A 15,341-nucleotide genomic window follows, 5' to 3' on the forward strand; every position below is an offset into this window, starting at 1 on the left:
GTGGCCTCGCTGTTGTCGCGTTGTGAGAGACCAACAGCATGTCGGGGCCACGAGCCCCATCAACTACCGGGCACCCCGCTCAAGCGCGAAGAGCCTCTTAAGTGACTGTGTAACAACCAGTTTCGATGGAAGTCGCTATCTGAATTGAAATTCTGGGCGGAAATGCACGACGACCAATGGCTCTGGCAGGGGTAACTGTGCGCGTCACCGATGGCGAGGGAACCAACAGCGTCGAGATCGACATGCTCGTGACCGCCGACGCCATCACCGAAGTGCCGTCGGTTGGCTGAGACTTGTTCAGTGCCGAGCCCTGCAAGAGCGGAGTTTGCGTCGGGCGCTCCCGGTAGATCGGCGGTGGCCTTCATGGTGTGATCGCGCTCTATACGCACTGGCTTTAGTGGTGGGTGTTGCTGTCGCGGCGCGCCGTCCTGTGGGCGGCAGGAAGAATCTGGCCGACGTGTTCGGCGGGACCGAGCATGAAGCGGTCCAAGCCGGAACGCGTTGGGCTGTAGACGTACTGGAGTCGGAGGGAATTTCTGCTTCGGAGCAACCTTTGGTCGCGTTACGTGAGTTGCGTCGGGCTAATCGAGCGTTGTCGCTTACCGGTGCCAAGGTTCTTCTGGACCAACTTCTGCCACCTCGCTAGCGCAGTCGCGGGTCGCTGTCCCCGAAACGTCCGCGATCTGGTCCTGGGTCACCACTCCTGAATGATGTTGACGGTGCTCGTCCAGATCGCAGGATTGTTGACCGTGAAGGTACATCAAATCAGGACGGCATCTCCGGGTGGCTATGAGGTTCGGAGACGCGTCGGGGTGGTAATGGGCTCTTTCTTACTGGTGAGCGGTGTAGCCGTTTCACGGTGACCACCAGATCATACTTTGGTACGCTTAAAGTATGACCACGAAATTTACCATAAGTCTGCCTGACGAGGATGCGCACCTACTCGACGAGTATGTGCGTGATCACGGACTTCGTGGCCGGTCGGCAGGAATTCGAGCCGCACTCCGCCTACTCTCGACGTCCGGACTCGAACGTGACTACGCTGCAGCGTTTGCTGAAGGTGACGTAGATGAAGTGTGGGACGCTGTCACGGCAGACACCGAATGATTCGCCGCGCGCACATTCACTGGGTGGATCTCGATCCGGCGCAGGGCAGTGAAGCGGCGAAACGACGACCGGCGGTGGTGGTGAGCAACGACCGGGCCAACGCTACTGCAGAAAATCTCGGCAGGGGCGTGATCACCGTGGTTCCGTTGACTACCAATACCGCGCACGTGTTTCCGTTTCAGGTGATTGTCGAGTCCGACGAGTCAGGTTTGGCGCGAGCGTCGAAAGCGCAAGCGGAGCAAGTGCGTTCGGTATCGGTTCGGCGTCTGGATCCTGAACCTGTCGGCAAGGTCGGGATGGAGACTTTCGCCGCACTCGAGGACGCGCTGCGGCTGCACCTCGATCTGCAGTAACTTGGTGCTGTTGGGGCCGGGTGATCGCCTCGATCGTCGGGGTGCGTGTTTATGACAGCTTGAGTCGAGACCACCGTGACGGCTAGACCCAGGCCCATCTGCGACTCGCCGGACCGGTAGTGACGGTTTGAGCTGAGCCCACCTCAGTGTTGTGGCATCTGGCTTGTTCGGATGCCAGCAACTGCTGGAGGGCAGTGATGGAGACTCGAATGGAGTTGTTCGCTCGTATTCGACGTGATGCCCGGGTCGAGGGGTGTTCGATCCGGCAGTTGGCCCGCCGCCACCAGGTTGGCCGGGCAACGGTGCGGATGGCGTTGGCGCAGGCGGAGCCGCCGCCGAGAAAAGTTCCGGTGCGTTGTTCACCGAAGCTCGATCCGTTCAAAGCCGCGATCGACGCCATGCTCACCGCCGATATCGACGCACCACGAAAACAACGCCACACGGCCCGCCGAATCCTCGCCAGACTGGCCGACGAACATGGAGCGCAGCACCTTTCGTATTCGACGGTGCGTGACTACGTGCGGGTTCGGCGAGCACAGATCGACGTCGAAGCCGGACGTCGCATCGAAGTGTTCGTCCCGCAGGAACATGCTCCCGGAGCCGAGGCGGAAGTCGATTTCGGTGAAGTGTGGGTGATCTTGGCCGGGGTGAAAACCAAATGCCATATGTTCGCCTTCCGCCTCTCACACTCGGGAAAAGCTGTGCACCGCGTGTACTCGACGCAAGGGCAGGAAGCGTTCCTCGAAGGCCATATCGCCGCGTTCGAGGAAATCGGCGGTGTCCCCACCCGTCACATCCGCTACGACAATTTGACCAGTGCTGTGCAGAAAGTGATCTACGGCTCCTCCCGAGCGCGGGTGGAGAACCAGCGATGGGTACTGTTCCGCTCGCACTTCGGGTTCGACCCGTTTTACTGCCAGCCTGGTATCTCGGGGGCGCACGAGAAGGGCGGCGTGGAGGGCGAGGTGGGCCGGTTCCGCCGAAACAGGTTGTCCCCGATGCCCGTTGTCAACTCACTCGATGAGCTCAACGAGAAGATCCGCGCTTGGGACACGGCAGATAACGGCCGCCGAATCAATGACCGGATACGCACTGTCGGGCAGGATTTCGCCGTCGAAGCACCGCTCCTGCTACCTGTTCCAAGCGAGGGCTTCGACCCGGGATTGTCGCTGGAACCACGAGTCGATCGGTCAGCGTTGATCACGGTGCGAATGGCGAAATACTCTGTCCCAGCACGTTTCATCGGCAGACAAGTGCGAGTCTCGTTGCGGGCGTCGGAAGTGGTGGTCTTCGACGGCCGGGCGGTGATCGCTCGCCATCAACGGGTCATCGCCCGGGGCGGTCAGAGCCTCGATCTCGACCACTACCTCGAAGTGTTGCGCACCAAACCCGGCGCCCTGCCAGGGGCGAGCGCTTTGGCCGCTGCCCGCAGGAACGGAACATTTACCTCGAGTCATGACGCATTCTGGGCCGCGGCCAGAAAAACTGACGGTGATGCCGGCGGAACCCGCCAACTCATCGATGTCCTGCTCCTGCACCGCACCATCGATAGCGATGACGTGATCGCCGGCATTGAAGAAGCTCTGACCGTCGGCGCAGTCACCGCTGATGTCGTCGCGGTCGAAGCCCGCCGCCACGCATCATTGGAGGTCGATGCGGCTGGGTCTGATTCAGGCCGTCATCTCGTTGCTCGTCGCAGCGGCCGGGAGCAACGCGTTGTCAGCTTGACCCAACGTCGTCTCGCCGATCCGGCAGCGGTCATCGCTGGTCTGCCGGCCGATTCTCGGCCTGCGCCGACGGTCGATCACTACGACCAACTCCTGCGACTACCTGAACGCCGCAATCCCGCCCAGCCCGCTGCCCGAGCCGAGTGAAAGAAGGCCCGAGAATGGTTCGTCAATCCGTCACGGTTTCCACCACGTTGCGCCGCCGAGGTTTGACCGAGGAGGCCGCCACCGCCGCGGTCGATCAAGCGTGCCGCCGACTACGACTTCCCACCATCCGTGCCGTCGTCGAGGACGCCGCCACTGCCGCCCGCAAGGACCAGCTTTCGTACTACGGATTTCTGGCGGAGTTGCTGCTTTCCGAATGCGACGACCGTGACCGCAGAAGTGTGGTGCGGCGAATCAAGGGAGCGGGGTTTCCTCGCGAAAAGTGGTTGGCAGACTTCGATTTCGATGCCAACCCCAATATCAATCCCGCGACCATTGGAACCCTCGCCACCGGCGACTGGATCCGCAAAGGCCAACCCCTGTGTTTGATCGGGGACTCCGGAACCGGGAAATCGCATCTCCTCATCGGGCTCGGGGCTGCGGCCGCCGAGCACGGTTACCGCGTCAAATACGTCCTCGCGACCCGGTTGGTCAACGAGCTCGTCGAAGCCGCCGACGAGAAACAACTCGCTCGCACGATCGCCCGTTACGGGCGAGTGGATCTACTTTTGCTGGACGAGCTCGGTTACATGGAACTCGACAAGCGAGGCGCTGAGCTGCTCTTCCAGGTTTTGACCGAACGGGAGGAGAAAAATTCCGTCGCGATCGCGTCGAACGAGTCGTTCTCCAAAGCGCACATGTTCGCGCGAATCTGTGCGTAGTCGCGCCGAAGTTTCACGGGTTCGGCAGTCGGGTGGGGTCGACGAAGTCTGCCAGGTAGATCATGGCGGCCTCGGCGGTCATGCCGAATGCCGCGGCGACGAGCTTCGGATCCATGGTGTTGACCAGATCGATAAGGCGAGTGCAGCGGATCATCCGCGGGCCGAACCCGCAATCGTCGAGCACATGACTCAGATAGGCGACCGATGCGGGTGACCGTCCGGCCTTGGTCCCTTTGGTGACGATGACGTGCGGATTGGCGGTGCGCCAGGAGGCGCGCTGGGCCAAACAGCGCTGCACGATCGTCCAGCTCGCCGGGTCCATCGGGACCGGATGCGGTCGCTCGCCAAGCCTGACGGTCTGTCGAAGCGGATCGACATCGTCGCAGGTCAGCAGCCGGACTTCGCGACTGGAAGCGCCATGCAGCAAGGCGAGGATGCCGACCAGGGATTCATGCGGATGCACCAGCAGGTCGGTGGTCCACCGCTGGAACAACCGGCGTTGTTGCTCGAGAGTGAGCGTCCGGCCACGAAAACCCTTGGCCTCTTTCCTGTCCAGGCTCTTCGTCGGATCGACAAGGACCAGACGGTGACTGCGCGCGAATCGGAAAAACTGGCGCAGCACGGTGAGTCTTCGCTGGCGCGACTTCGGCAGGGAAACTAGGAACGCCTCGACGTCGCCGAGCTCGACGGTCGCCCAATCTTGTTTCCCGCGTTCACTGTTCAAGAACGAAGCGAAATCTCGAACGGCCGCCAGTGCGGCCTCTATGGTCGAATCGCTGCGGGGCAGTGTTCCGGCCCGGCGAGCACGGGCCTTGGCGGTAAGCATGAACTCGGCGAATCCTGCGATTGCCGGTCGCAGCGGTTCAGGGGCCGCTTCGATCCGCCGTTGCCGGCGGCCGGCGGCGAGTCGCTCGTTGTGGTCGGTCGGCATCGCCAGCCCGTGTTCGGTGAAGAAATCTTGCATCGATCTGGCCAGCGGACCCATGGAACGGCCTGAGCGGCGTGCCCTGTCGAGCAGGGACGGCGGATGATTGGAGTGCTCGTCGTCGAGCAGTCGCCCCAGCTCGGTGACCGCCACACACGCACGGCCTGGCGAATAGCCGTCGGCGAGACAGGTGATCAGGCCGGGCAGCCAATCCGGCGGGTCGGCAAGACGTGCTAGGAGATGTTCGCCGGCCACATGCGGCCGATCCGGATGGCGCTGCCAGCATCGCGAGCACATGCCGCGGCAAGCATGGCGACGCAACACGCCACAGGCGACGCAGACGCGCGGGGGCTTCTTCGAAGGGCGCGGCCTCGAACAGTGACCGCACCAGCCGGTGTCCACGCGCAGATACCCGGGTTTGCCGCACCGCGGACAGTCCTGTTGCCGAGCTTGCAGGTCGGCTTTGCGTTGGCAGCCCCGGCACAACACGGCCTCCGCGAAGCGGACCTTGTGACCGCACTGCGCGCACCGGCGGGAACAAATCACGCAACGACCTGTCTCGACGACCAGCACCCTACTGCGGCTGCAGTCAGGGCACGGCTGCTTGGCGGCCGCGTCCTTGGCGCGGGCGGTGCACCGGCAGCACAGGTCGCGGCCGATGATGCCCACCGGTCCGCCGCACTCGGCACAGTCACGCTGGCGTTTACCCATGTTCTGCAATGACTTCCAGGTCGAAGCGTCACATCGGCGGAAGCGAGCGGCCGCGGGCGTTGACGGCTTGGCGCTGCGTCGGCGCCGGTCGAATTGGCGGATCGGCAGGACGCTCGACGGGAGTGGCGTCGATCTCGAACAAGTCGTCCGGAGTGCATTGCAAGGCAGTGCACAACGCGATCAGCGTCGTCATCTTGATCTGGGTGGGTTCCTTGGTGAACAGCGCCGACACCGACGCCGCCGACATCTCCAGCCCGGCTTTGTCTGCCAGCAGCCTGCGCAGCTCGGTCCCGGTCCACACTTCGCGTTGGGCCGCGGCCATCCGCAGTCGCCACTTGATCCTCACGCTCGCTCGTCCTCTCCGCTGAGCTCGGCCAGGGTGGTGGTCACCGCGCGCCGATACGCGTCCTCGATGAAGGTCGCCGATGGCCGGACATACCGCATCGTCGATCCGACGGTCCAGTGACCCAGAAGCTGTTGGATCGCAACCAGATCCACGCCACGCTCATAGTTGTGGGTCGCGCACGCACGTCGCAGCGCATGCGGGCTGAACCGCTCCGAACGCGGGCGCCCTTCGAGCTCCATCAGATATCGCAGCCGGTTGCGGATCGTTCCACGATGCAGCGGCCCGCCGGACTCGTCGGCGAACAACACCGGCGAGTCCGGGAACTTGGGCCGCACGTCGGTCAGGAACCAGCGCAGCACCAGGTCCAGACCGTCGAGCATCGGAACCCATCGCGGCCGAGGACCGGACATCCTGGCGCCCTTACCGAAGCGGACATGAAGTTTGCCGAACGGACCACGATCGAAATGCACATCCGGAAGGTCGAGCAGCGCAGCCTCTTCCGAGCGCAGTCCGGCATGATAGAGCGTCCGGAACAGCGCGTAGTCCCGAGCTGCCGGCCCATATTTTCGGGCGGTGATGATGCGCGCCTTCATGAACTCGAAGAACTCCCGCACGCGCTCCGGAGTCGGAGGCGGCACCAGCGCCGGCGAATCGTCGCCGACATGGCGGGAGGCGTTGAACTCATCCACCGGACAGACCAGCTTCACCCCGAACACGGCCTCGATCTCGGCTGCCAAAAATCAACGGCACACTGCATTACTTGTGGCGGGCGGTCGACCAGCACGGGAACGTGCTCGATGTGCTGGTCCAGTCGCGCCGAAACGGCAACGCCGCCAAGCGATTCTTCCGTAAGCTGCTCAAGGGCTTGCAGTATGTGCCGCGGGTGATCGTTACCGACAAGCTGACCAGCTACAGCGTCGCTCACCGCGAGATGCTGGCCTCGGTCGAGCATCGCCGATCCAAGTATTTGAACAATCGGGCCGAGAACTCGCATCAACCCACCAGACAGCGGGAACATGCGATGAAACGGTTCGCATCGGCCCGGCACGCGCAACGTTTCCTGTCCGCGTTTAGTTCGATCTCACCGCATTTCCGGCCCGGTCGGTATCGACTGACCGCGCCCGAATGGCGTGCCGAGATGGCCGACCGTTTCGCGGTCTGGCAGGAAGTCACCGCGGCCGGTGTCGCCGCCTGAAAGTGAACTGCCCCAGCAGTGCCCTGTAACAGAATGCCCCAAACATCCTTCGCCGCTTCACTTTTCGATTAACGTGACAGTGCCCGGGGAACTATCTGGCCGTACGCGGGGAGAAACCATGGCCACAAAATGCGCCATAAATGGCCGCCAGTGGGGAGCTTACGACGGCCGTCGACATACCAGGTCGACGCGTTGCTGCGAGCCGGGCTCGACGCCGAAAACAATCATACCGACCACGCGAGTGCGAAGGCCTCACGCTCACAGTTCGATGAACGTTCCCCGTACCACCGTGTACGGGCACCTCAACACACGCACCCGGGCTGCGAGTTCGTCGGCTGTACCGGTGAACATGGTGGGCTGCGGTCCCTGTTGTGGCGATGCTGTCGCCGCGGATCTGCCTCTGCGGCTACGAGCCGAGCACCAGAGCCGAAGACGCCCACCAACGCGCGGACCTTCTTGGTTCGGTCATCGCCCGATCTCATTGCGACCAGTGCGAACCGCCGCCGGCCTTCGATGTCGCGTGCGCGGTGTGCGGCGACGGGCCGAATCCTCGCCGGCGATCTCGCCCAGGCCGCCCACAGTGGTGATGGTTTTCCGGACCCGGTGCGCCGGTGGCTCACAGCGAGCGGATGGACCGTACCGTCTGAGTTGCGGTGCCCGGATCACGCCTGAGGGTTGACGTCGTTGTCGTTGTCGCAGCGACTCGTCAGTCCTGTACTCCACGCCGAAGGCGTCGGAGAAGGGTGCACATCGGTTATTGCCCGGGTAATAACGTTGGTCTGCCCACCTGCACCAAGATGGTCGGTTCGTCCGCGTCCCCCGGCCGTGCGGCGCGTCGTATCTTCACGCGAGCCGGTCCTCACGACTGGTTCCATCGACCAGGCCGAGCCGCGGCATCGTCGCCGACCGCGCATCTTTCGATGCCGAGAGTCAACCCACTTATTTCGGCAACCTCGGTGACCGAGAACGTCTACACCGGATCTTCGTGAGTCAAGGCACGATAACCGGTGGCACCGGCTCGGTCCACTGCTGCCTTGACCAGGCCGAAGAATGCCCCTTGAATGACTGCGGCAATCAATACTTCTCGGACACTACGGTGGAGATCTTTCGGGTTCGGTGCGGCCGCGTCGTTGTCGTCGACGCGCTTCCAAATCTGTTTGAACACCACGCCGGCGGCGATACCGCCGAGCACGCTCGTCGCCAGGGAGAGCGGTTTGTAGATTGCTTTCACGACCGCGCTCATCGATCACTCCTTCTGTGAGACCGCTTGCGGCGGAAGATGATCAACGCGACGAGGGCGATGCCGAGCGAGACTGCGGTGAGGATTTGCGGGTTTTCTTTGGCAAAGGCTTTCGCTTCGTGCAGCTGTGCATTCGCACTGTCCTGCACCCGCGCGGGTACATCCGCTTTGGCGGCGAGCGCGGCGACGGTGTCCGCGAGATCGGCGCGCTGTTCTTCCACGCTCCGCTCCGGGTCAGTCGACGCGGTCGCCCCAGGTGGAATGCTCTCGGACGGGTTGTCATGACTGTCGGTCATCGGATGCCCTTCTTGATGGTGGAGATGTCTTCGCTGACGCTGGCCGCGGTGTCCTGCGGAACTGGTGGTAGTGCCTTCTTGGATCGGGTTGCGCCCACCGCGGCCACCGCTCCGCCGATCATCAGAACAGTAACGCCGACGATCAGCGCTGCGAGCCAGGGGGCAACGACGGTGGCGAGTCCGAGTACTGCTGCGGCGATCAGAGTTGCGAGTCCGAACAACGCCAAGACGGCTCCCGCTCCGGAGATGCCGATCCCGATCCCGAGTCGGGTGCCTTTGTTTTTGACTTCGTCCAGTCCGGCGGCGATTTCAGTGCGCACCAGTGTCGACACTTGCTCGGTGAGTCGCTCGACGAGTTGAACGGTCGACAAGTCCGCCGCTTGGGGGGAGTTCGGCGTAGGGGTGCGCTCAGCGTGGTCGCGTGTGGGATCACTCATCGGTGTTCCTCCCGGTTTCGGTGGGTACGGGTCGGCAGAACTAGCAGCCCTGGACTTTTCGCTACCGTGGTCGGAGATGTGCGCCTGACGCAACTCTCGCCCACGTTCGACCTCGTCGGCGTCTTTCTGGGCGTTCTTGTCCGAGACGCGAGTGTCTCTGGGCGGGAGTTGGAGTTGTTCTTCGGCGGCGATCCCGGCTTGAAGTTGTCGTCCGCGTTCGAGTTCGGAATCGAGTTCTGCGCCGAACAGCAGTGCAAGGTTGGTGATCCACAACCACAGCAGGAACACGATCGCGCCGGCGAGGGAGCCGTAGGTCTTGTTGTAGCTGCTGAAGTTGGCGACGTAAAACCCGAAACCGACCGATGCGAGGATCCACACCACAATGGCCAGGGCGGCGCCGCCGCTGATCCACCGAAACTTCGGTTGCTGGATGTTCGGAGTGGCGTAATACAGAATCGCAACGGCGAGAACGACGAACACCAGCACCACCGGCCAGCGAGCGATATTCCAGACAGTCAAGGCGGTGTCTCCCGCCCCGATCACATCGCCGATCGCTCGTGCAACGGGCCCACTGATCGCCAACATCGCTGCAGCGCAACCGATCAACGTCAACGCGACGATAGTCACCAGCAGCATCACCGGCCGAAGTTTCCACACTGGACGGCCTTCGTCGACCTCGTACATGCGGTTCATCGCACGCCCGAACGCTCCGACATACCCGGAAGCGGACCATAGCGCGCCCGCGATACCGGCGATGAGGGCGAACCCAGCCGCCGGGGCTTGCACGAGCTGCTGAATCGGTCCCCTCAGGGTATCCACTGCCGAGGATGGACCGAGGGCGCCGACAATTTGCAAAACCGCATCCACGGTCGACTGACCTTGGCCGAATACTCCGAGAAGGGAAACCACTGCCAGGATCGCCGGAAACAGCGACAGCACAGCGTAATACGTCAACGCAGCCGCGAGGTCAGTGCACTGATCACGCGAGAACTGGCGAGCGGTCGAGCGCAGTACGTAGAGCCACGACGATTTCGTCAGCTCGGTCGGCGACTGCGGTTTGCGAGGGTCGTCCGGGTCCGCCTCGACCGGAGCGGTGTCAGCGCCGGTCATCTCTGATCAGTTCCTCTCGCTCGAACTTGTACGTAGTAGTTGCGCAAAACCTGTTCGTCATCAGGAGTTAGAGCATCGACATGTCCCCGCTCCGGTGCACCGCTGACCTGGGCGCCGGTGAACGGCACTCGCAGGCTTTGCCCGTCACGATAAGCACCAGTCAGGGGAACCAAGGCATACCCAGCGTCATCGAAGTCCACAGTCACCCAATGCGGTGACGCTGTGATCGGATCGAGAAGCAACGACCCGATCACACCGATAACATCGCCGTCAACTCCGATTACCTGCCCTCCGCGCAGCAGTCGAGCGTCCTCCACCGTAATCGTCGAACTGTCACTGTTTTGCATCATCAATCGTGTCTGTTCGGGAAACAGTGCGGGTTCACTTGCGGACACGACGGGCCAGAGTGGAACCGAGCCCGGTGAGAATTTGTGCGGGGCGTTGCTGCTCGCCCTGCTGCGCTCCCAGAACGACGATGGCCCCGGTCAGAGCCGGCAGAGCCCACTGCACATACTGCAGTTGCCGCTGAGCGGCGGTGACCTCGTCGGGGGTCGAGGGCGCCGGTTCGGTAGCACCCTCGACGTATTCGCCGTCTGCTGTGGCGATCTTGGCTCCGAGGACACCGCTGTATGCGGTCGCCGCAAGGGCAGCGCCCGTGACAACGATCTTGGTGATCGTGTTCGCTTTGACCCCGCCCTGGTGTTGCGCTCGGTCCCTGTTCGCATACAGCAGTGCCCCGCCGCCGACGAGGTGAGCACCGATAGCGGCCGCGTTGACCGGAGCCCATTTCGCCCATCCCAACGAGGCGACCCGTGCGCGGTCCTGGGGGTCACGAACCGCATCGGCGGCGCCGTTAAGACCGACTGCCCCCATCAGCGAGCCGCCGAACCATGCTGCTGCTCCGAGGTCGTGCAGACTGCGAATGACGGTATTACGTGATGGCATAAGTTCCTCCTGGACTGGGATGGACGGTGGCGTCGGGGGATGTCGCCGACTTCGAAGCCGCTCGATGTCGCGAGGTGAGTTGCGGCAGCGAACTGTGGTCTCTCACGTAGTGAGCGTGCCTAGAACGAAGCGGAAAGCTACCGCGGTGCCGAGCGTAATTGCCAAGCCTGCGGCGACGTTGGTAAGCAGCCACCCCACCGTGAGGCCCAGGACAACAGCTGCCATGACCACCAACGCGACATCGATGAAAGGCCCACGCGGGATGCCTCGAAGCATCGAAGCGATACGCCGCCCGACATCCGCTGCACCCCAGCTCGCGCAGGTGAAGCTGATCTCGCTGTGCCGAGTTGGTGAGACGGCGATCGTCATTATCGGGCTCCCGACTCTGTGAGTGCTTTCTTCGTACCTACGTCAACAACACTCTAAAATCTATACCATCGGATACAGATTATGAACAGCTGCCGAGCTGTCCACCGATTGAAAGGGGCTGCGTCATTGGTTGTTGCGTAGTTTCCTGATCTGCGGAGATTTCGTTCTCCGTCAACGGCCGAGGGCTCCCTTCTTTCTCATCCGTGTTGAGCACATAACCGCTGAGTACACGTTCGGGCTTCCATCTATGCGGGCCCAGAGGTGTGGAGGTCTTCTGAAGATCGCGGGCATTGAAGCAGAGTGGAAGGGGCAGAAGCTGGCAGAACCCGCCTTTGGTGTCTAAGGATTGGACGTCTATGCGCGCCGATATGGAGGGGCAAGTTGTGGAGTGGTTCGTATCGATATGGGATGAGGGATCCGGTTTTCTTCGCTATCGCGGCGGCTCCGGGTCCGATCGTGGGTGGGTGATCGAGCAGGTGGTTGCGGCGGGTTGCGCCGTCGCGTTCGGTGGTGATGGTTCGATGACCGGCCTTGTGGGAAACGCGGTTATTGCCGGCATGCCGATGGATTCGATCGCCTTCGGCGACTCGGCAATCAGCGATGATGATCTCGTCCGGTTGATCAGCGCCCGTTTCGATCGCGCGTGGGGCTGTATATCGCCTACCTGAGTTCCCCGTGCTCCCGACGTCTCTACCGGACTTTATTCCGCGAATGAAGAAAATATGTATCGTGGAGGTCAGATTAAATTTTTGTGCGTATGCAGTTAGGGAGTCGTGATGATGTCGGCCGAATTCGCTCAGGTGTGGCGATGACGAACAAGCGTTCACAGCAAGGGGTCTATGGGATTTCGGGGATGTCGGAGCTTTCTGGAGTGGGCCCTCAAACGCTACGACTGTACGAGCGGCGCGGTCTTTTGGCCCCCACTCGCACTGCAGGGGGGACGCGCCGGTACAGCGACGTGGATCTGAACACGTTGGACCGAATCACCGCACTGATCGACGAGGGGGTCAACGTGGTGGGGGTTCGGTTGATTCTCTCCCTCGAAGCCCAGAATGCACTGCTTGAGGCGCGTCTCGGTCAGTTCAGTGGGGCGGGACCGCTTCAGCGTGAGCGCCGTCTTCGCCGAGAGTGACGAGGCCGAGCCCCTCGCCGGTAGGAGAGACGATTGCTCCTTCGGAGCGACTGATGTCGCCGAAGTCTGCGTCCGCGAGGATCTTGTTGCCGTCCGCTTCGAGTTGTTCGAGAGCAGAATCGAAGGCGTCGATGAGCCAGACTTGGGTGGCTGCGGTGAGTAGTTCGTCCAGTGCGTCGTCGGCGTTGGTTTGAAAAATTCGCACCAGCCAGGAGCCTTCGATCTCGGGGTCATCCGAGAGTCCGTGCGGGGTGTTGGTGGCGACGACGTAGCGGTTGTATTCCAGCTCGACGCGGATGGCGTACATCCCGGCGAGGTTGACGACGTTCACCGGACGTTGGGTTACGGCAGCCAATGCGGTCAATGCGTCGCCGTAGGTTTGCGAGTACTTCACTGTCAGGGGCATGGTCTTGGTCGGCCTATCTGTTCGGGGCCGATGCTGCTTGCATGGCTCATGGCAGGCCTATCTGTTCGGGGCCGATGCTGCTTGCATGGCTCATGGCAGGCCTGGCGCCGCTGTCGACTCAGGACTGTTCCTGATCTTATCTCGGATTGGCAACGACGACTGCTCTCGCGGGCATTGCCGTGATCGTTCTTCAGCACCACATCGCTTGGCCGTCTGTTTGAATGTGGCCTGCACGGGTAGTTGATGTCATAGACCGCGGCGCTGGGGACAGTGTCCGCTGTTCTCGAAGTATGTGGTTCAGCTCGAAGATAGATACAGGACTGGGCTGCCCGACCGCTCGACGAGGTATACGCTGCGATTTTCGTCGATGCGATCGTCGTCAAAGTCCGCCGGCGGTCAGGTCGCAAACCGGCCGATCTATGCCGCGATCGGCGTTAGCCTCGACGGACACCGCGACGTGCTCGGATTGTGGGCCGGCCCCGGCGGTGAGGGCGCCAATTTCTTCGATGAGCGTGCTGACAGACATCCGACATCGCGGCACCCGGGACGTATTCTTCCTGGTCTGCGACGGGCTCAAAGGCCTACCGGACGAAGCATCACAACACGAGTCACAGTCGACCCAGGTTCGGCCAACTCCCACACCAGTCGCTCCGGAGCGCGAACTTGCTGACCTCGACACCACCAAGTTCCATACCCACTGGAGCCCCGAGGTCGACCACCAACTCATGAACAGCCGCACCATCCCACAACACAGCAGCAGACCAGAAGGACCGAGACTGTGAGCATCATCGGATACGCCCGCGTCTCCACCCTCGAACAAAACCCCGAGCTGCAGCAGCACGCACTCCGCCAAGCCGGCGCGATCCGCATCTTCACCGACTACGAATCCGGCTCGACAACGCAGCGCCCCCAGCTCACCGAATGCCTGAACTACCTACGCGATCACGACGGTGATGTCCTTGTCGTCTGGAAACTTGATCGCCTCGGACGATCCGTCCGCCACGTCATCGACACAGTCCACAACCTCGGCGAACGTGGTATCGCATTCCGTTCCCTCACCGAAGGATTCGACACAACCACCGCAGGCGGCGAATTCTTATTCCACATCATGGCAGCCCTCGCCCAAATGGAACGCCGCATGATCGTCGAACGCACCCACGCCGGCCTCGAAGCCGCTCGACGCCAAGGTCGACACGGCGGCCGGCCCACCGTCATGACCCCCGAACGCACCGAACTCGCCCGCACGATGCGTGAACAGGGCAAAAGCCTCGACACGATAGCTTCGACACTCCGTGTCGGCAGATCCTCCGTCAGTCGTGCCCTCGCACCCGAGAAGGCCGGCGGGCAGCAGTAATCCTCACACGAACCAAGCACGAGCCGAACCGTCAAAACCGACGCGGTACCGCCCTGTGTCCGCAGCCTTTCCCTCCATTCGAGCCAACCCATCGGCAGGGTCCCGATGCGCCGCCGTTCCTTTGGCCGTGGGATCGGCGGCGAGAGCGCTCAAATACAACAGAATTGGCTCGGAAACCCCCGTGGGTCAACACATAATCATCAGCCATGTCTTCTGCCCGCCGTGGTGCGGAAGAGTTCCACGACCACCACGTATACCCCAACAGCGCAGCCGCAGCGAGAAGTGTACAGCCCACCAGGACTGCGAGGCCTGCGTCCGGGGACTGTTTCGTAATCGGTGTTTTGGCCCGAGACGCTGAGTGAATGCTCGGCGAGGAGGTGCCGAGATGACGACACTGGAGAATGTGACGAAGAAGAGGGCCGAGCCCTCCGCGGAAGCTGCGGCGGCCGCGGAGTTGGTGCGCCTGGCCAAGGAGCAGGGCCTGTCGCTGACCGGGCCGGACGGTTTGCTCAAGCAGTTCACCAAAACCGTTCTGGAAACCGCACTGAACGAGGAGATGACCGAGCACCTCGGGCACGACAAGAACCAAGCTCCGGCCGATCGGGAGTCTACGAATATTCGCAACGGGACTCGGTCGAAAACGGTGTTGACCGAGGCCAGTGGGCATGTCCCGATCGAGGTCCCTCGTGATCGGGAAGGGACGTTCGAGCCGCAGATCGTCAAGAAACGCCAACGTCGATTGAACGGGGTCGATGAGATCGTGTTGTCGTTGTACGCCAAAGGATTAACGACTGGTGAAATCAGTTCGCATTTCGCTGAAAT

17 protein-coding genes and 4 pseudogenes are annotated in these 15,341 nt (G+C 62.2%); 11 read left to right on the plus strand and 10 right to left on the minus strand.

Annotated features, from left to right (window positions below; genetic code table 11):
* Positions 1–894: 894 nt before the first annotated feature.
* From ABWI03_RS33215 to istB, 4 genes and pseudogenes are all read left to right on the plus strand, one after another.
* Positions 895–1,107 carry a ribbon-helix-helix domain-containing protein gene (locus tag ABWI03_RS33215; RefSeq protein ID WP_003943374.1) on the plus strand — a complete coding sequence of 71 codons (213 nt, stop codon included), beginning with the start codon at positions 895–897 and terminating at the stop codon, positions 1,105–1,107.
* Positions 1,104–1,460, plus strand: coding sequence for a type II toxin-antitoxin system PemK/MazF family toxin (locus tag ABWI03_RS33220; protein ID WP_003943396.1), 357 nt, complete (start codon positions 1,104–1,106; stop codon positions 1,458–1,460). Before ABWI03_RS33215 ends, ABWI03_RS33220 begins: the two co-directional genes overlap by 4 nt.
* Positions 1,461–1,657: 197 nt before the next feature.
* Positions 1,658–3,334: an IS21 family transposase gene (gene istA, locus ABWI03_RS33225; protein ID WP_209923458.1), complete on the plus strand. Its 1,677-nt coding sequence runs from the start codon at positions 1,658–1,660 to the stop codon at positions 3,332–3,334.
* 14 nt (positions 3,335–3,348) lie between these two features.
* Positions 3,349–4,050, plus strand: a pseudogene (gene istB / locus ABWI03_RS33230) (IS21-like element helper ATPase IstB); the annotation flags it as partial.
* 16 nt (positions 4,051–4,066) lie between these two features.
* On the opposite strand, the gene ABWI03_RS33235 reads toward istB, so the two are convergent.
* On the minus strand, positions 4,067–5,233 hold the full coding sequence (locus ABWI03_RS33235) for a tyrosine-type recombinase/integrase (RefSeq protein ID WP_003943392.1): 1,167 nt from the start codon (positions 5,231–5,233) through the stop codon (positions 4,067–4,069).
* Positions 5,234–5,356: 123 nt separating this feature from the next.
* On the opposite strand from ABWI03_RS33235, the gene ABWI03_RS33240 reads away from it, so the two are divergent.
* Complete coding sequence (locus ABWI03_RS33240; RefSeq protein ID WP_073513720.1) at positions 5,357–5,701, plus strand: hypothetical protein; 345 nt, start codon at positions 5,357–5,359, stop codon at positions 5,699–5,701.
* Positions 5,702–5,717: 16 nt separating this feature from the next.
* On the opposite strand, the gene ABWI03_RS33245 is transcribed toward ABWI03_RS33240, so the two are convergent.
* Together ABWI03_RS33245 and ABWI03_RS33250 are read right to left on the minus strand one after the other, a co-directional pair.
* Positions 5,718–6,035: a helix-turn-helix domain-containing protein gene (locus ABWI03_RS33245; protein WP_064445096.1), complete on the minus strand. Its 318-nt coding sequence runs from the start codon at positions 6,033–6,035 to the stop codon at positions 5,718–5,720.
* Positions 6,032–6,769 (minus strand): annotated as a pseudogene (locus ABWI03_RS33250) (tyrosine-type recombinase/integrase); the annotation flags it as partial. The gene ABWI03_RS33245 and the pseudogene ABWI03_RS33250, both read right to left, overlap by 4 nt.
* Before the next feature lie 2 nt (positions 6,770–6,771).
* Between ABWI03_RS33250 and ABWI03_RS33255 the strand changes: the two are divergent.
* Positions 6,772–7,230 (plus strand): annotated as a pseudogene (locus tag ABWI03_RS33255) (IS6 family transposase); the annotation flags it as partial.
* 970 nt (positions 7,231–8,200) lie between these two features.
* Here ABWI03_RS33255 and ABWI03_RS33260 read toward each other — a convergent pair.
* The 6 genes from ABWI03_RS33260 to ABWI03_RS33285 form a co-directional block, all read right to left on the minus strand.
* Complete coding sequence (locus tag ABWI03_RS33260; RefSeq protein WP_003943358.1) at positions 8,201–8,473, minus strand: DUF4235 domain-containing protein; 273 nt, start codon at positions 8,471–8,473, stop codon at positions 8,201–8,203.
* Positions 8,470–8,766, minus strand: coding sequence for a DUF3618 domain-containing protein (locus tag ABWI03_RS33265; RefSeq protein ID WP_080552793.1), 297 nt, complete (start codon positions 8,764–8,766; stop codon positions 8,470–8,472). Before ABWI03_RS33265 ends, ABWI03_RS33260 begins: the two co-directional genes overlap by 4 nt.
* Positions 8,763–10,313, minus strand: coding sequence for a YhjD/YihY/BrkB family envelope integrity protein (locus ABWI03_RS33270; protein ID WP_064442830.1), 1,551 nt, complete (start codon positions 10,311–10,313; stop codon positions 8,763–8,765). The genes ABWI03_RS33265 and ABWI03_RS33270 overlap by 4 nt, the downstream gene beginning before the upstream one ends.
* Positions 10,310–10,663 carry a hypothetical protein gene (locus tag ABWI03_RS33275; RefSeq protein WP_209923460.1) on the minus strand — a complete coding sequence of 118 codons (354 nt, stop codon included), beginning with the start codon at positions 10,661–10,663 and terminating at the stop codon, positions 10,310–10,312. Before ABWI03_RS33275 ends, ABWI03_RS33270 begins: the two co-directional genes overlap by 4 nt.
* A 31-nt stretch (positions 10,664–10,694) precedes the next feature.
* Entirely contained in the window at positions 10,695–11,258 is a 564-nt protein-coding gene (locus ABWI03_RS33280; protein WP_003943350.1) for a hypothetical protein, read from the minus strand.
* A 102-nt stretch (positions 11,259–11,360) separates the two neighbouring features.
* Positions 11,361–11,627: a hypothetical protein gene (locus ABWI03_RS33285; RefSeq protein ID WP_037130799.1), complete on the minus strand. Its 267-nt coding sequence runs from the start codon at positions 11,625–11,627 to the stop codon at positions 11,361–11,363.
* A 356-nt stretch (positions 11,628–11,983) separates the two neighbouring features.
* Here ABWI03_RS33285 and ABWI03_RS33290 point away from each other — a divergent pair, with 356 nt between their 5' ends.
* Positions 11,984–12,295, plus strand: a complete 312-nt coding sequence (locus ABWI03_RS33290; protein ID WP_125053497.1) for a hypothetical protein — start codon at positions 11,984–11,986, stop codon at positions 12,293–12,295.
* 140 nt (positions 12,296–12,435) lie between these two features.
* Positions 12,436–12,759 (plus strand): MerR family transcriptional regulator, encoded by a 324-nt coding sequence (locus tag ABWI03_RS33295; protein ID WP_073513721.1) that lies wholly within the window; start codon positions 12,436–12,438, stop codon positions 12,757–12,759.
* Here the strand turns inward: ABWI03_RS33295 and ABWI03_RS33300 are convergent.
* Positions 12,710–13,153: a hypothetical protein gene (locus ABWI03_RS33300; protein WP_232508977.1), complete on the minus strand. Its 444-nt coding sequence runs from the start codon at positions 13,151–13,153 to the stop codon at positions 12,710–12,712. The two genes, ABWI03_RS33295 and ABWI03_RS33300, sit on opposite strands and share 50 nt — an antisense overlap.
* Positions 13,154–13,486: 333 nt before the next feature.
* Here ABWI03_RS33300 and ABWI03_RS33305 point away from each other — a divergent pair.
* The 3 genes and pseudogenes from ABWI03_RS33305 to ABWI03_RS33315 all read left to right on the plus strand — a co-directional run.
* Positions 13,487–13,755: pseudogene (locus ABWI03_RS33305) on the plus strand (transposase); the annotation flags it as partial.
* A gap of 188 nt (positions 13,756–13,943) precedes the next feature.
* Positions 13,944–14,519 (plus strand): recombinase family protein, encoded by a 576-nt coding sequence (locus tag ABWI03_RS33310; RefSeq protein WP_003943371.1) that lies wholly within the window; start codon positions 13,944–13,946, stop codon positions 14,517–14,519.
* 385 nt (positions 14,520–14,904) lie between these two features.
* Positions 14,905–15,341: transposase (locus ABWI03_RS33315; protein WP_353802435.1), on the plus strand; the 437-nt coding region annotated here is incomplete at its 3' end.

Source organism: Rhodococcus baikonurensis, assembly GCF_040489275.1.
Taxonomy (GTDB): Bacteria; Actinomycetota; Actinomycetes; order Mycobacteriales; family Mycobacteriaceae; genus Rhodococcus_F; species Rhodococcus_F baikonurensis.

What these genes read in the sequence shown, in the direction of transcription:
- ABWI03_RS33215 (WP_003943374.1), top strand. Translation starts at nt 895, where the DNA reads ATGACCACGAAATTTACCATAAGTCTGCCTGACGAGGATGCGCACCTA.
- ABWI03_RS33220 (WP_003943396.1), top strand. Translation starts at nt 1,104, where the DNA reads ATGATTCGCCGCGCGCACATTCACTGGGTGGATCTCGATCCGGCGCAG.
- istA (WP_209923458.1), top strand. Translation starts at nt 1,658, where the DNA reads ATGGAGACTCGAATGGAGTTGTTCGCTCGTATTCGACGTGATGCCCGG.
- ABWI03_RS33260 (WP_003943358.1), bottom strand. Translation starts at nt 8,473, where the DNA reads ATGAGCGCGGTCGTGAAAGCAATCTACAAACCGCTCTCCCTGGCGACG.
- ABWI03_RS33265 (WP_080552793.1), bottom strand. Translation starts at nt 8,766, where the DNA reads ATGACCGACAGTCATGACAACCCGTCCGAGAGCATTCCACCTGGGGCG.
- ABWI03_RS33270 (WP_064442830.1), bottom strand. Translation starts at nt 10,313, where the DNA reads ATGACCGGCGCTGACACCGCTCCGGTCGAGGCGGACCCGGACGACCCT.
- ABWI03_RS33275 (WP_209923460.1), bottom strand. Translation starts at nt 10,663, where the DNA reads ATGATGCAAAACAGTGACAGTTCGACGATTACGGTGGAGGACGCTCGA.
- ABWI03_RS33280 (WP_003943350.1), bottom strand. Translation starts at nt 11,258, where the DNA reads ATGCCATCACGTAATACCGTCATTCGCAGTCTGCACGACCTCGGAGCA.
- ABWI03_RS33285 (WP_037130799.1), bottom strand. Translation starts at nt 11,627, where the DNA reads ATGACGATCGCCGTCTCACCAACTCGGCACAGCGAGATCAGCTTCACC.
- ABWI03_RS33290 (WP_125053497.1), top strand. Translation starts at nt 11,984, where the DNA reads ATGCGCGCCGATATGGAGGGGCAAGTTGTGGAGTGGTTCGTATCGATA.
- ABWI03_RS33295 (WP_073513721.1), top strand. Translation starts at nt 12,436, where the DNA reads ATGACGAACAAGCGTTCACAGCAAGGGGTCTATGGGATTTCGGGGATG.